Source organism: Ancrocorticia sp. (genome assembly GCF_052089425.1).
Classification (GTDB): domain Bacteria; phylum Actinomycetota; class Actinomycetes; order Actinomycetales; family Actinomycetaceae; genus Ancrocorticia.
The window spans coordinates 20,625-35,074 of record NZ_JBQCZW010000003.1 but is presented as its reverse complement, the minus strand read 5'-3'; the positions used below and the strand labels follow the sequence as shown (position 1 = coordinate 35,074).

Genomic DNA, 14,450 nt, shown 5'->3' with positions numbered 1-14,450 from the left:
AGTGAATGTTAACCCTTCCTACCGGCAAACTTTCGTGACTGCGCTACCGCGAGCGAATCACATAGCTCATTGGCGGCGTCCCCCGCGTGACCCTTGACCCACTCCACTTCTGTGGTGCCGGTGCGGGCCTCATAGGCTGTGAGCAGCTCTTCGACCAACTCGCGATTCTTCACTGGTTTGCCGTCCGCCTTTTTCCAGCCCTTACGGCGCCAGTTCGGCGCCCATTTTGTGACCGTGTTGATGACGTACTGGGAATCGCAGCGGATCAGCAGGGAACACTCAGGGCCCACGTATTCGAGCGCCTGAACCAAGGCCGTGAGTTCCATAACGTTATTGGTGGTACGGGTAGCACCTCCGCTATCGCGAGCGCCGGTTGTTTGTTCCACCCACGCCCATCCCCCCGGGCCGGGATTCCCTGAGCAGGCCCCGTCCGTGGCGATCACCCTGTCAAAACCTCCCCTAGGCCGGCCCACTGGCTTTTCCGGCATATCGTCCGCCTCAACGCCCGATTCCGCCTCTAAAAAGTCCGATTCATCGAACAGTGCGCTCGTGACAAAGCGTTGTGGTTGGCCAGCCAGCTCCAGTCCGGTGCCCTGCAGCAATTCCACCACGTCCGGGTGCCACAGTGTTTCGAGCGAACCTGTATCCCCAGCACCCTGGGACGCCAGCTCGTGGCGTTCGGCGAGGGCCGATGGCTGGGACCCCTCCGCCAGCCTCAGCCGTTCAAGCCCGGCCAGCACACCATAAGGATCGGTTCCGAAAAGCGAGCCGAGTTCGATTGTTGAGAGCCATTGCGTCATGCCCACCAGCCTACATGTGCCCTCCCACACCACCATTTGCCGGCCGCAATCTGTGGGGCGGTGCCAGATTCACCGCATGCTTCGATATCATGGGAGGCGGCCTTGGTGACCAGCGTCAATGCGCGCGTGCCCAAGTCCTTGTACATTTGATACGAACCGTACGAAGGAGATGTGCCATGCTGCCATTGTCCGCATATCGCGAGGCAATTCACCTAGACGAACCGTTTGATCGGCCCAAGCCGGATCCGCGTTCCGATCACGCACTATTTAATGCCGTGCTCGCGGGACTACCGGAAGGTCACCTTTCCAACGGGTCAGCCCAGGTGAGTTCGATTGAAGAGCTCTATGACATGTCCGATATTCAGGACACGTTACGGCTGACCCTCATGGGCCTGTCTGCCGATGAGATCTCCGAGGATGCGCTCGATGCCATCAACGTGCTGCTGTACCGTAATTCGGCCGCTCTGGGCCGAACAACGGGCAACAACCTCATGCGCATCTCCGAAATGATGCCAACCTCCGATTATGGATCGGCCCGTAACGTGGCAATGTGGCGCGGGGACGTGCGCGAACTCGTTGCCGATGCCGTTGTGAATGCCGCACTGCCCAGCCTGCAGGGTTGCACGGATCCCGATCATCCCTGCATTGATAACTTCATCCACGCACAGGCCGGCCCATGGCTGCGCGACGATTGCAAGGTCATCCGCGAAAAGCAAGGACGTGACGATCAAGTAGGCGGGGCAAAGCTCACGCGCGCCTACCGTATGCCGGCGAATTACGTGCTGCACACCGTCAGCCCACGGCTCGAAGGTGCAGCGGTAACTGACGCAGATCGTGCCGCACTTGCTTCCTGCTACACCTCCTGCTTGGATCTCGCACTGGAAAAGGGCGATATCCATACGGTGTCCTTCTGCGCACTGTCCACAGGAGAAAACGGATTCCCGTTCGAAGAAGCAACGAAGATCGCACTGTCCACGGTCAACAACTGGCTACACTCCCATGGCTCAGACCAGATCAATCTGGTGATCTTCAATATCTTTGAGGATCCGGACGCTCGGCGCTACATCGATGTGCTCCAACACTGGATTGAGGACTAGGGACCTACGCCGGAGGGTGCTGCGCTCTCTACGATGGTGAGGCGAAGGGTCATTCACGGATGGCCAATCCTCCTCCCATTCGCTCACACCGTACCGGAAGGGTCAGAACAACGAAGTTCTGGCCCCTCCCCGTCCCTGATCACCGATGTGCACCTGTTTGTGCCTCAGGATTTCCCAGCTAACACCCTCGTGACAAACCGCCGCATTCGTGGCCTGACGGGCCGTTCAACCCACCGCTCAATCGCGTAGGCGATGGCGATACTGAACGCGATCGCCGCAACAAGCGTGGCCCACGTCCCGAGCACCGGATCAAGGCTCCTGATGGCCCACCATCCCCAATACTGATGGGTCAGATACAACGGATAGGTGAGTGCTCCTGCACGAACCATCCATGCGTATCCCTTGTGCTTGAGCGGCGTCAGCGTCAGGACAATCATGAGAAGAATAATGAGGCTCACCACGATCGCCACCCCGGTATCGGTAACGAAGCGCCCGTCTTCGGGGTTCGACGGCACGGTGAATTCCAGCGTATTGCGGATTCCAACCGCCACATTCCCGGCCAGCAGTAGCCACAACGTCACCTGTGAACCGCGCTTGTGAATGAGGTACAGGCACATACCCACCGCGAAGAAAGCGCTGTACTTCGCGCCCGTCACATCGATGAGATGCTGGTTCTCCGACTGCGTAACAAGGAGCATCAACGCTGGCCAGAGGAAGAGAAATACCTTGTATCCCCGGTCCTTCACGCCCAATGCCATAAGAACGGCGATGAGAACATAGAACACGAGCTCCACCCAGAGCGTCCAGTACACGGCATCCACGTGTGGAACCCCAGCCGGTACCTGAAACATCGTCAGGTTGATGAGGACCTGAGAGAACGATGGGCCTTGGCCCAGTTCCGGCGCAAGCCACGTTCGAAGGCAGGCCGTACCCAGCACAGCCAACCAGTAGGCGGGAAAGATCCTCGCAACACGAGAGGCGATGAAGCTGGAGACGGTCTTGCCTTCAGTGGACATGAAGATGACGAACCCGCTGACGATGAAGAACAGCTGCACGCCCAGATAGCCGTATGACGATATCAGGGACAGATCGGGGAACATCTGGCGTGTGGATTCGGGCCACTGGCCCGTGTCTCGTAACGTGTAGTGATACATCACAACAGAGAAGGCAGCGACGAATCGGGCAAAGTCCAACAGCAGGAACCTCGGCGAAGCGGCCGGTTCCCGGTACTGCGTGTGACGTTGTGACAGACCGCGTTCAGACATCACCGGCCAGCCTACGCCCGGTTTGACCGTACAGGCTGGTGATCAGCCGCTAGCGAGCAGCCACTACCAGCCAGATGTAAGGAAGCGTCCGGCTTATCCCCAGAAATGCCCCATGCCTATTCAGGGTTTTCGACGACGACGGAACCCCGCGTACGTACGGAAGTACCCGTCGTCGTCGCCCCATGTCCGAACGAACGCCGCGAGCGCGTCAGTCTTGCTGCCAACGTTCCCACAGCTTGGCGTATTCGCCGCCTCTGGCAACCAGCTCATCGTGGCTTCCCAGCTCCACGACATCACCATCGATCATGACTGCTACACGATCAGCATCGTGGGCGGTGTAGAGCCGATGCGCGATCGATATGACCGTGCGGCCCTCCAGAACGTGGGCTAGAGCTAGCTCGAGTGACCGGGCCGCCGTGGGATCAAGCAAGGATGTTGCCTCATCTAGCACGAGCATTCCGGGATCCAGAAGGACGATGCGTGCCAGCGCTATCTGCTGGGCCTCGGCCGGGCTCAACTGCTTGCCGCCCGATCCCACCTTGGTATCTACTCCCTCGGGCAGATCGAACACCCAGCTAGCCTCTACGGCCAGCAGGGCCTCGCGGATCTCCTCTGCGCTTGCATCTTCCCGCGCAAAGCGCAGGTTATCCGCAACGGTTCCCACGAACACGTGGTGCTCCTGGGTCACGAGTGATACCGCATGGTGGCGTTCCTTCTCGGGAATCCGGGTTACCTCCGCGCCACCGATCGCTAGCGATCCCGATCCGGGAGCATTGATGCCGGCAACTAGGCGTCCCAGCGTGGACTTGCCCGCCCCAGATGGACCCACGATCGCCAGCGTTTCTCCTGGCCGAACGTCCAGGTCCACTGCATGCAGCACCTCCATGCCATCGCGGTAGGAGAAGCTTGCCTCCTCAACCACTAGCTCCTTGCCGTCGGGATGTTCGGGCGGACCAGCGGGCTCATCGTCCGCCAGATCCTCACGCAGCATCTCCACACCAAAGATGCGGGAGAAGGAGGCGGAGGCGAACTGGATCTCATCAATCCACCAGCCCAGTTCGTTCAGAGGCCCGCGCAGCTGTTGAGCGTACAGAGCCACCGCAGTCACAGCACCGATCGTGGTGAGCCCATGCCCCATAAGGAAGCCTCCCCACAGCACCGAGATGAGAATAGGCGAGTACACGGCGATCACCATCATGATCATGAAGAGCGCTCGAATCCACGCCGTGTAGCGCTCGTTTCGCCACATCTCCCGCATGAGGGTATCCAGCCGGCCCAGCCGGTTGCGCCCAAGGTTCATGGAATCGACTGTTCGCAGCTGCTCCACCGTCTCGGACACAACGCCGGACAACCCGGCGTACAGAGCCGAACCAGCGAGGTAGGCGGGAACGGCACACCGCACCATCCACCGCACGATGAAGTAGATGGGGACAACTGGCACTAACACCACGAAGCCCACCCGCGGATCCACGAAGAAGGCCGCCAACATGGTCACGGTGATCGTCATGATAATGATGATGATGCGCGAGATTCCACGTTGGACGAACCCTGCGATCCGATCAACATCGTGGGTGGTGCGCCCCAGCAGATCGCCTGTACCCGCCGCTTCCACGACGGACAGAGGCAGGTGGGTCACCCCATACACAACCCTGTTGCGCAGCGTGGTGAACACGTATTCGCCCAGTTTCATCGCCTGAAACTCGCCAAAATACGCCATGATTCCTTGAATCGCTACAACGGCGAAAAGGACGATCACCAGGTTGCGGATGTGTTCTGCCGTGGTTCCGGCCGCCACGGCATCAATCGATTGGCCGATCACCCAAGGAGTGACGATACCCAGCAGTGCCACGCTCAGCTGGAGGAAGATCACCACGGCGAAGCGCCCCTTGAACTGGCGCATGATGCCCATCAGTTTACGGACAATTGTGGGCCCGTCCGCTGTTGGAAGCGTCATTTGCTTTCCTCCCCTACGCCTCGGTGGACCACGTTGTAGTAGTCCGGGTTGTCCAGAAGCTCACTGTGGCTTCCGCGGGCTGCCTCGCGGCCGCCCTCTACCAGCACAATCTCATCGCACCGGTCCAACACCAGTGGCGATGCCGTGACAATCACGGTTGTTTTGCCGCGGCGCACACGCGCCAGATGATTGGCGATCCGTGATTCCGTGTGGGAATCTACGGCACTTGTTGGCTCGATCAGCACTGCGATATCGGGATCCTGAGTCAGGACCCTCGCAAGAGCGACGCGCTGGCGCTGACCTCCGGAAAGTGAGCGGCCACGTTCGGCGATCTGACCGTCCAAGCCACCCTCCACCGATGTCAGCACATCTGCCGCATCGGAAGCGGCCAACGAATCGATCAGGCGCTGATCTTCTGCGCTGATCCCCTCCACCACTTCCTTCTCGAACAGTGCGCGGCCCTCGCCACCCGGCTGCTGGATATCCTTGACCTGCTCATAGATGCTCCGTGGAGCAACCTCGGGAGCGTCCGGCCCCAAGAGGCCCGAACGCAGGCTTCCCGTGAACAGCTCGGCCACCGATCCAGACAACACGATGTGCTTGCGGACCTCGCGGATCGGGTATGCCCGGAGATCCACATCGTCAGCCAGCGTGGTGTTGGCATCATCCACGCGGGCAAGCCGCGCGCCGATGCCCGATGTTTCCAGCGGGGAACCGGCAACCAACGCAGTGATCTTGCCGGGTTCGATGCGCACGCCGCTTTGCGCGTCCGTCAACGCGGTACGGGCCCAGTCACGCGGGGCATGGTCCGGGACCACACCGTCGTCGTTAACCAACGGCTCCGCGGCAATCACGCGACCAATCTTCTTCGCGCCTACCCACGCGCGCGTGCCCATTTGGATCGTTTGCGAAATGGCGCCGATCGGCATGGACAGGAACACGGTGTAACCGTAGAAGGAGAACAGCTGGCCGGGGCTCATGGAACCGTTGAACGTCAGGTACAGGCCCCCACCCACAACGATCGCAGTGAAGAACGCCGGCCCAGCCGTCTGGATGGCGTTGAGCAGGGCGCGGTACTTTGCCGCCCGGATTCCGGCCTCCTGAACAACGGTGGATTGCTCGATGTACTTCTCGTTATACACATCTTCGCCGCCAACGCCGCGGAGCACGCGCAGGCCAACAACGGCGTCCGAGGCGAGGCTGGTCAGGTTTCCCTGCTCCTCACGCTGGATCGCAATCTTTTCCTGAAGCGGCTTGATGATCCGCGAAATGCCGAACAGTAAAAGCGGCATTCCGATCAGCACGAACAGGCCAAGCGGAACCGATACGTTGAGCATGAGCACGGCCACCACCACGAATGCGATGGCCGATCCAACGGCGTCAGGAACGAAGGCAGCGATAGCGCCCAGCTTGTCGCCGTCCGTGGTGACCGAAGCAACGATGTCCCCCGATGCCATCTTCTGAGAAACGTCCGTGCGCCGGCGCGACACCTTGCGCAGTAGCCACCGCACAGGCTCCCACGTGCCGTGAAGCCACAATCCAATGGCCACCGGTTCGTTGAAGCTCCCAATCGCCGCCACCGCGATGATCCCGATGGTGACGAACACCCACGGGAGGATTCCCGTGTGCAGGCCGGTTTCGATACCCGAATCCAGAAGGTGCCCGATTGCCCACGGCAGCATCGCCATTGCCACGAAATGCAGTGCCGCAAGCGAAATGGACAACACCAAGATCTTCCAGTTGGCCCGGAAAATGTACTTCAGCAGCGCCTTCGGCTTACTGGGCACCTCCGCCGGTTCACCGTCCAGCTCACTCAGGAACTTTGGCCAACGCTTCGGCTGCGGCCCAACACGCACAGGGCGCTGAATGCTCTCTCGCACGCGCTTTTTACTCATGTGGCCCTCCTGAGGATTCGGGTGCTCGTTGCCTAGTGGCTACTACCTGATCAGTTGGCGCCCCAGGGCGCACAAGCTTCGCCGGGTGTGGGCGGGCGCGCCCTTGCCGGGGAGTTGAGTATCCTTCAACGGATACAAAAAGGGAGAGTTCTTGGGAACTTAGGGAAAACAATCTTTTCTCTTTCAAAGGAACAGCGTTGGCTGGCAGAAAGTGCGGGGACTCCGCCCACATTGCCGAGTTAACTTCGATTGGCCTCAGGGCAGACTTCGCCCTATGCGACCTTTAGCTGGATGCTTTGTGCGGATGCGCGACTAGCCTGAAGTTGCCACCGAATCGATTCGACATGGTCAACCTCCTTCTCGGCCTAGCCGTCTCCTTCGAGAAGACGATCATCAATCTACATGAACGAAAACTTAGTGCTCAAGGGGGGAGTTGAACCCCCACGCCCTTTCGGGCACACGGACCTGAACCGTGCGCGTCTGCCTATTCCGCCACTTGAGCAAGTGGTGCATCAACCGTTAAACGGTCAGCGCATAAAGAGCTTATCGGTGCATGGGCCAGTTTTCCAAGCCAAAGCGGTGTGCACCACGTCTCTAAACGCGAGCAGCCTCTGACTGGACCCTCATTGCCACCGGCGATCCGGGAGCGGGTGCAAAACGCGACGGTCCGCCACCCCATCAGGGCCGCGGACCGTCAATCGTTCAGCTCAGAACCTGCGTGCGGCATACAGCCGCAACAGTCCCAATCGAACCGGGACTACTCCTTGGAGGAACCGGATTCGGCGGCAACAGCAGCTGCCTTGCCTTCGGTCTTCTTTGCGCGGAGCGGGCCAAAGCCAACACCAGCGAGGATCACGCCAACAACGATGGCTCCAATACCAACCCAGAGGGCGATGGTGCCTACTAGCCACCAGCCGTAGGCGTTGAGCAGCATGCCGCGGAGGGTGTCACCCATGAAGAGGGAATCGCGCAGGCCATCAAGCGCCTGGAACTCTTCATTGGTTGCCTTCTCCTCATCGGAGAGCTCAGCAGCCATGGCGTTGAATTCGCCAGAAACTTCCTGGTAACCCTTACCATCCGAGGAGGCCATCATGTGCTGCCAGATGTAGTTGTTCGCGAAGGCTTCGGCCTGATTACCGGTTGTCATCGGCTCATCGATGTAGGGGCGAAGCTTGTCCTGAGATTCCTGATCTTCAAGGGCGTTCACACCCTCTTCGCTCGGCATGGTCAGGTTTTCTTGCTCCAGCTGCTCGGTGACGTAGCTATGAGCGAAGTTGCTACCAAAAATTGCTGCGGCACCCACAAGGATGAGCACAACGGAGAATACTCGGGAGAGCACTCCATAAACGGTCTTTGTCATTTCTTCTCCACGTTTTAAGAAGGAGCCCCACTCTCACGCGGAGCCCGATGATGGTCAGAGGCAATCGGCAGCTCACCGCGTGCCCCCTGAGGTGGTTTAACACGGGTTTGTTAAGCGCCCCCGAGCCGCAAGTTTCCCACATTTTCGGATTCTGTGGTTCACTTTTCAACCTTCCTCGAAGAGCCTAAAACAAAACGCAAGCGAATGATGCCCTGATCGGCAAACAAATCTTGAATCGTTCAACTTTGCATATCTTGTCAATTCCGCTCTCATCTGAGACCAAATACCTAAGTCAGGAGTTGCTCACCTTACATATTGGTGTGATGATCAAGCGCTCTCGTGGGGGTTACACGGCACCCTTGCCCCGCCACCCTACCGGGACCTAATGGCTAGGCGCATCCGTGTCCAGCGCAACCGCAATCCCTGAACGGCGGTCGCGGCGCGCACGCGTGCAAGGCGAGCCGCCACCGTCCCCCGGCATCCTCCGGCATCCCACCCCATCCGGCCACCAGAGTGTGATCGGCCACGGGCACGGCGCCACGGCCCCACAGCCATCAACAATCCTGCGGAACTGGCCACGTTCGGATACCACAATAGGCCCGAACATCGTAAGGTAATTGGGTAGGCTCGACACGCAATTGCCTACGTTTGTGCGAGGCAGAAGATGAAAGAGGTGTCATGGGCGCGTTCGACAAGCTGGAGAAGGGCATGGGCAACGCTGTTGCCAACGCTTTCTCGCGGTTCCGCTCGGAACTCAAGCCGATTGAGATAGCTTCGGCGCTCAAGAAGGCTCTGGATGAGCACGCCGCCACGATGAGCCGCGAACGCACGGTGAGCCCAAATTACTTCAAGATCTCCCTCAGCCCAGCGGACCACGAGAGCGTCGTGGAGTGGGGTGAAGATGCCTTGATCGAGGAATTCACGCAAACTGTGACGGATTACGCAACGGAGCAGGATTACGCGTTCCTCGGCCCGATTCGCATGAAGTTCACCAAGAACCCCGAACTTAAGGTAGGGACGGTTAAAGTGGAGGCTTCAACCAGACGCGGCGCCGTTGCGCCCGCAACGTCAAACGCAGCATCGGCTGAACACCCGATCATTGAGATCGGCATCAAACGCTATCTCCTCACGGGGGCAGTGACAGTGATTGGCCGCGGCTCGGACTGTGACATCACCGTGGATGATACGGGTGCCTCGCGCCATCATCTGGAACTTCGCGTGACCGCGCAGGGTGTGATTGCTACGGATCTTGGATCCACCAACGGCACGTTCGTGGAAGGCCACAAGATCAACGCTGCAACGCTCGTGGACGGCAACACCCTAACCATCGGACGCACACACATCATGTTCTGGAACACCCCGGAGAGCGCATGACTACCCTCGCGATTACCCTCCTCCGCTTCGCGTTCCTCATTCTTCTGTGGCTGTTCATCGCGGCCCTTGTTCTCACACTCCGCAAGGACGTGTACGGCACCACGATTCGCGAGCGCAAGCCCGCCAGAAAGCCCGCTCGCGAGCCGAATCATGCTCCGAACCCGGCACCTCCCCCGCAGGCAGCTCCCCGGCGCACACCCATATTGGCGGTCACAGCTGGGCCGCTTGCCGGAACAACGATTCCACTCAGTGGCGCGCCTTTAGTGATTGGGCGATCGCCCGATAGCGCTCTCGTCTTGGATGATTCCTATAGTTCGTCACGGCATGCCCGCCTGTATCTCGATGGAGGCCAGTGGTGGGTTGAGGATTTGGATTCCACCAACGGCACGTACGTGGCCGGGCGCCGGATTTCAGCTCCGCTACAGCTTCGCGAGGGGGTCCCGATCGTGGTGGGCAAGACAACCATGGAGCTTCGTTCATGAGCACTCAGCTGCATTTCGCGGCCATTTCCGATGTGGGGTTGATCCGTTCGTCCAACCAGGACAGCGGTTACGCTTCCCCCAACCTTTTGGTCCTAGCGGACGGCATGGGTGGTGCCGCGGCCGGGGATGTTGCCTCCAGTGTGACCGTGGGCCATTTAGCTTCGATCGACGACGACGTTCACGGTGCAGACGATCTTCTTCCAGTACTGCGCTCGGCTATCGAGGACGCCCATGACGATCTCATGGACCGTTCTGAAGCTGACCCTGAGTTGGCCGGCTTGGGCACAACCTGCATCGCCATCTTGCGTTCGGGAAACAAGCTGGCGATGGTGCATATTGGCGATTCGCGCGCCTACCTGTTGCGTGGCGGCAAACTCACACAGGTCACCCACGATCACACATTGGTTCAGTACCTTGTAGATCACGGGCAAATCACCCCAGAACAAGCCCAGAATCATCCCAAGCGCAATGTCATCATGAAGGCGCTGGGGGATACCCCAAATGATGTAGAGCTGGACGAATCCGTCCGGGAAGCCGTTTCTGGCGATCGGTGGCTTTTGTGCTCTGACGGCCTGTTTGGCGTGGTGTCCAAAGAGACGATCGAGCGCACGTTAGAGGAATACCACGATCTTTCCGCATGTGGTGAGCACCTGATTGAACTGGCGCTTGCCGCAGGGGCTCCCGATAACGTGACGGCGGTTCTGGCCGATGTGGTCAGTGATGCCGATTCTGGCGAAATTCCGATGAGCCAACAGCCCATCGTGGTTGGTGCCGCCGCTCAGGGCAAGCCGCGCCCCACGCGCGGAGGCAGCTCAGCCGCGGCCGCGGCCGCCTCGCTTTCATCGCCTGCCTCCGCCAACACGGATACGCCGGATGAGGCGGATGACGAGGAGGAGAAGCCGCCCAGACGATTGGTGGCACGCATCTTCGCCGTTTTCGCCGTCCTCATCCTTCTGGGTGGCGGCGTTTTTCTGGGCTACGGATGGAGCCAGACGCAGTATTACGTGTACACATCGGATGGCCATGTGGCCATCTATCAGGGCATCCCACAATCCATTGGGCCGGTGAACCTGTCACACGTTGCCGAACTTACTAACATCGAGGTCAAGGACCTTCAGCCGGTTGCTCAAGACCGTTTGAACACTCCGATTACTCGCGGGAGTTTGGAACAGGCGCAATCCGTCGTCGGCAATCTTGAACTCCTCCCGGACACACCCGAGCCCTCTCCTACTCCGTCCACTCCCTCCGAATCTCCCTCGGAACCGGACAACTCACCTAGCCCGAGCGAAGGAGGGGAATGAGCGTAGTTGCCTCCGCCCCCGCTCGTAAGGGGCGCATCCCAGAACTGCTTCTGCTGATTCTGGCGCTTGGTATCGGACTTTTCGCCTACTACCTCGTGCACATCGGTACGGGAGGCTCCGGCCTGCCTGACAATTTCGTTACCGTTGCCGCCGCTGCCGCCGCGCTGGTGTTCGGCTCACATCTGGTCATTCGGTGGGTCGCGCCCTACGCCGATCCTCTGCTTTTCCCCGCAGCACTGTTGCTGAACGGGCTGGGCCTAGCGATGATCCATCGCATCGATGTGGCTGACGAAAGCGCCGCTGTGAAGAGCCAGCTGCAACTGACTGTGCTCAGCATTGTTCTCATGACGCTCACCGTTGTTGCGCTGCGCAATCACCGGATCCTGCGCGGCTACATGTGGATGTCTCTTGGTGCTGGCATCGTTCTTCTGCTGTTGCCCCTCATTCCCGGACTGGGCAGGGCCGCGTATGGTGCTCGGATTTGGATCAACCTCGCCGGGTTCTCGTTCCAGCCGGCCGAGTTGGCGAAAATCTTCTTTGCCATCTTCTTCGCAGCCTATCTTGCTCAAGAACGCGACAATCTTTCGCTAGCTGGCCCCAAATTCCTCGGGTTGCGGTTCCCGAAATTGCGCCACGTTCTTCCTATCTTGCTTGCGTGGGGCCTTTCCATGGGTGTGTTGGCCTTTGAAAAGGACTTCGGAACCGCCCTCCTGTTCTTCGGCATGTTCGTGGCGTTGCTGTACGTGGCAACGGAACGGGTCTCGTGGCTAGTGATCGGCGGCGGCCTTGCCGCGGCGGGAATCTTCGCCATTGTCCAGATGGTCCCGCATATTCAGGCACGATTCGTCGTGTGGCTACACGCGTTGGATCCTGACGTATATGACGCTCAGTACGGCTCCTACCAGCTGGTCCAGGGGATGTTCGGAATGGCCTCCGGTGGCCTGTTCGGCACCGGCTTCGGTGACGGATACCCCACCAATTCCTTCGCCGCCAACTCGGATTTCATCGTGGCCTCCTTTGGCGAGGAAATCGGGCTGACGGGGCTACTTGCCCTCCTAGGCATCTACCTCATCATCGTGATTCGGGGCATCCGCACCGCTATCCATTTGCGTGATGGCTTCGGCAAGCTATTGGCCGCCGGATTGTCCTTCACCATTGCCCTCCAGTGCTTCGTTGTGGTGGGCGGCGTGACGCGCCTGATCCCGCTTACCGGCTTGGCGATGCCCTTCTTGGCTCAAGGTGGTTCCGCTCTGCTCACCAACTGGATCATCATTGGCCTCTTGCTGCGGATGTCGGACGCCTCGCGGCGCCCTGCCAGCGCGGACCCGCTGCCGCCCAAGGAAATCCTGGACACCATCGAAGAAGCTGATGAGGATCCCGAGGCGGCGGATGAAACAGACGATCCCAGTGGGTCAAATTCCCAGCTCACAGAGGTGGTGAAGATTCGATGAATCGCCCCGTCCGCAGGCTGTCCCTGCTTGTCACGCTCATGTTCGTTGCCCTCATGGCTGCGGCTACATCCATTCAGTTCTTCCAGGCCTCTAGCCTGAATGCCGATTCGCGCAACGTCCGCACGCTCTACCGCGAATTCGGCACCGATCGTGGGCCCATCATCGTCAGTGGCGATTCCATCGCTACCTCGGAGCCGGCGGATGGCCCGTACAAGTATCAGCGCACGTACCGTTCCGATGGTGCCTACTCGAATGTCACCGGCTTCTTCTCCACATCATTTAATTCGATGACGGGCATAGAGAAAGCCGAAAATGGCGTGCTGGGTGGGTCTGATTCCTCCTTGGCTGGCCAGCGCCTCCAAGAGCTTGTCACCGGTAGGCAGCCTCAGGGCGGCGGCGTGGAGCTCACCCTTGATAACGATGTCCAAGAGGCGGCCATTAACGCCATGGGCGGGCGGCGCGGCGCTGTGGTGGCCCTTGAGCCGTCAACAGGGAAGGTCCTCGCACAGGTTTCCCTCCCCACCTATGATGCGAACTCCATCGCCACTCAGGATTCTGAGGCTGCCAATTCTGCGTGGACGGCTCTCAACGAAGATCCGGAGAAGCCGCTCGTGGATCGCACATCGGGCGGCGATCAGTACGCGCCGGGTTCAACATTCAAGATGCTGACGGCCGTTGCCATGCTGGAAAACTCCGATATGACACCGGATACGCTGATCGACGCGCCCACTAGCTGGAGTCCGCCGGGCACCAGTCACGAAATCTTCAACCCCGGCCAGATCGCCTGTGGTGATGGTTCGGGCGAAGCCACGCTGCGTCAAACCTTCACCCAGTCGTGCAACACTGCCTACGCTATTGGCGGCGTTGACGTTGGCTCGGATGCGATGATCGAGCAGGCGGAGAAGTTCGGCTTCGGCGAATCGTTTGACACCCCGTTGCCCGTATCGGCCTCCCGGTTCCCTGAACCGGAAAATGATGCACAGCTCGCGATGGATTCGTTTGGCCAGCAGGACATTCGCGTCACGCCGATGCAGATGGCGATGATCACCTCCGCCATCGCCAACGATGGCGAACTGATGACTCCCTACATCGTTAATCGCACGCTCACGGCCGATCTTGAAGAGGTTTCTACAACGAAACCCAGCAAGTATTCGGATCCCATGAGCAAACAAACCGCGGCTTACATGCAGGACATGATGGTTGCGGATGTGGAATCTGGCACGGGGCACCGCGCCGCCATCGACGGCGTTGAGGTAGCAGGGAAAACAGGCACTGCGGAAATCAATGCTGATACGCTCCCCCACGCATGGTTCGCGGCCTTCGCACCGGCCGATGATCCGGAGATCGCCGTGGTGGTGCTGCTGGAGAACGATCCTGGCGATGGCGGTACTTCTGCAGCACCCGTTGCACGCGAGATTATTGAAGCAAAGCTTGAGCCGTAACAACACATATGGAAAATGCGGCAGAATGA

General features: G+C 59.6%; 11 protein-coding genes and 1 tRNA gene. 6 read left to right on the top strand and 6 right to left on the bottom strand.

The annotated features are described in order from the left end of the window. Positions 1 to 8 precede the first annotated feature (8 nt). Positions 9 to 800 carry a ribonuclease H family protein gene (locus ACTHV6_RS01910; RefSeq protein ID WP_441385569.1) on the bottom strand — a complete coding sequence of 264 codons (792 nt, stop codon included), beginning with the start codon at positions 798 to 800 and terminating at the stop codon, positions 9 to 11. Between the two features lie 176 nt (positions 801 to 976). Between ACTHV6_RS01910 and ACTHV6_RS01905 the strand changes: the two genes are divergently transcribed. Next, positions 977 to 1,897 carry a macro domain-containing protein gene (locus tag ACTHV6_RS01905; RefSeq protein WP_441385568.1) on the top strand — a complete coding sequence of 307 codons (921 nt, stop codon included), beginning with the start codon at positions 977 to 979 and terminating at the stop codon, positions 1,895 to 1,897. Between the two features lie 164 nt (positions 1,898 to 2,061). Here ACTHV6_RS01905 and ACTHV6_RS01900 read toward each other — a convergent pair whose 3' ends face one another. The 5 genes from ACTHV6_RS01900 to ACTHV6_RS01880 all read right to left on the bottom strand — a co-directional run bounded on the left by ACTHV6_RS01900 (position 2,062) and on the right by ACTHV6_RS01880 (position 8,371). Further along, entirely contained in the window at positions 2,062 to 3,162 is a 1,101-nt protein-coding gene (locus tag ACTHV6_RS01900) for an acyltransferase family protein (protein ID WP_441385567.1), read from the bottom strand. A 208-nt stretch (positions 3,163 to 3,370) separates the two neighbouring features. Next, the gene (locus ACTHV6_RS01895) at positions 3,371 to 5,116 is read right to left on the bottom strand and encodes an ABC transporter ATP-binding protein (RefSeq protein ID WP_441385566.1); all 1,746 of its coding nucleotides are present in this window, start codon (positions 5,114 to 5,116) and stop codon (positions 3,371 to 3,373) included. After that, positions 5,113 to 7,011, bottom strand: coding sequence for an ABC transporter ATP-binding protein (locus ACTHV6_RS01890; protein WP_441385565.1), 1,899 nt, complete (start codon positions 7,009 to 7,011; stop codon positions 5,113 to 5,115). Before ACTHV6_RS01890 ends, ACTHV6_RS01895 begins: the two co-directional genes overlap by 4 nt. Before the next feature lie 418 nt (positions 7,012 to 7,429). Beyond that, a tRNA-Leu gene (locus ACTHV6_RS01885) sits at positions 7,430 to 7,513 on the bottom strand. A gap of 255 nt (positions 7,514 to 7,768) precedes the next feature. After that, positions 7,769 to 8,371 carry a hypothetical protein gene (locus tag ACTHV6_RS01880; RefSeq protein ID WP_441385564.1) on the bottom strand — a complete coding sequence of 201 codons (603 nt, stop codon included), beginning with the start codon at positions 8,369 to 8,371 and terminating at the stop codon, positions 7,769 to 7,771. Positions 8,372 to 9,049: 678 nt separating this feature from the next. Between ACTHV6_RS01880 and ACTHV6_RS01875 the strand changes: the two genes are divergently transcribed. The 5 genes from ACTHV6_RS01875 to ACTHV6_RS01855 are packed head-to-tail and all read left to right on the top strand — an operon-like array spanning position 9,050 to position 14,421. Then, positions 9,050 to 9,745: an FhaA domain-containing protein gene (locus ACTHV6_RS01875; RefSeq protein WP_441385563.1), complete on the top strand. Its 696-nt coding sequence runs from the start codon at positions 9,050 to 9,052 to the stop codon at positions 9,743 to 9,745. Then, complete coding sequence (locus ACTHV6_RS01870; RefSeq protein WP_441385562.1) at positions 9,742 to 10,227, top strand: FHA domain-containing protein FhaB/FipA; 486 nt, start codon at positions 9,742 to 9,744, stop codon at positions 10,225 to 10,227. Before ACTHV6_RS01875 ends, ACTHV6_RS01870 begins: the two co-directional genes overlap by 4 nt. Further along, a complete protein-coding gene (locus ACTHV6_RS01865) occupies positions 10,224 to 11,528 on the top strand; it encodes a PP2C family protein-serine/threonine phosphatase (protein WP_441385561.1) in 1,305 nt (434 codons plus the stop codon). Before ACTHV6_RS01870 ends, ACTHV6_RS01865 begins: the two co-directional genes overlap by 4 nt. Beyond that, the gene (locus tag ACTHV6_RS01860) at positions 11,525 to 12,979 is read left to right on the top strand and encodes an FtsW/RodA/SpoVE family cell cycle protein (protein ID WP_441385560.1); all 1,455 of its coding nucleotides are present in this window, start codon (positions 11,525 to 11,527) and stop codon (positions 12,977 to 12,979) included. The genes ACTHV6_RS01865 and ACTHV6_RS01860 overlap by 4 nt, the downstream gene beginning before the upstream one ends. Further along, entirely contained in the window at positions 12,976 to 14,421 is a 1,446-nt protein-coding gene (locus ACTHV6_RS01855) for a peptidoglycan D,D-transpeptidase FtsI family protein (protein ID WP_441385559.1), read from the top strand. The genes ACTHV6_RS01860 and ACTHV6_RS01855 overlap by 4 nt, the downstream gene beginning before the upstream one ends. Positions 14,422 to 14,450: the final 29 nt, after the last annotated feature.

Bases quoted from the DNA above. Each gene is read 5' to 3' on its own strand.
- ACTHV6_RS01855 (WP_441385559.1), top strand. From the start codon at position 12,976: ATGAATCGCCCCGTCCGCAGGCTGTCCCTGCTTGTCACGCTCATGTTC.
- ACTHV6_RS01890 (WP_441385565.1), bottom strand. From the start codon at position 7,011: ATGAGTAAAAAGCGCGTGCGAGAGAGCATTCAGCGCCCTGTGCGTGTT.
- ACTHV6_RS01900 (WP_441385567.1), bottom strand. From the start codon at position 3,162: ATGTCTGAACGCGGTCTGTCACAACGTCACACGCAGTACCGGGAACCG.
- ACTHV6_RS01880 (WP_441385564.1), bottom strand. From the start codon at position 8,371: ATGACAAAGACCGTTTATGGAGTGCTCTCCCGAGTATTCTCCGTTGTG.
- ACTHV6_RS01910 (WP_441385569.1), bottom strand. From the start codon at position 800: ATGACGCAATGGCTCTCAACAATCGAACTCGGCTCGCTTTTCGGAACC.
- ACTHV6_RS01905 (WP_441385568.1), top strand. From the start codon at position 977: ATGCTGCCATTGTCCGCATATCGCGAGGCAATTCACCTAGACGAACCG.
- ACTHV6_RS01870 (WP_441385562.1), top strand. From the start codon at position 9,742: ATGACTACCCTCGCGATTACCCTCCTCCGCTTCGCGTTCCTCATTCTT.
- ACTHV6_RS01865 (WP_441385561.1), top strand. From the start codon at position 10,224: ATGAGCACTCAGCTGCATTTCGCGGCCATTTCCGATGTGGGGTTGATC.
- ACTHV6_RS01860 (WP_441385560.1), top strand. From the start codon at position 11,525: ATGAGCGTAGTTGCCTCCGCCCCCGCTCGTAAGGGGCGCATCCCAGAA.
- ACTHV6_RS01875 (WP_441385563.1), top strand. From the start codon at position 9,050: ATGGGCGCGTTCGACAAGCTGGAGAAGGGCATGGGCAACGCTGTTGCC.
- ACTHV6_RS01895 (WP_441385566.1), bottom strand. From the start codon at position 5,116: ATGACGCTTCCAACAGCGGACGGGCCCACAATTGTCCGTAAACTGATG.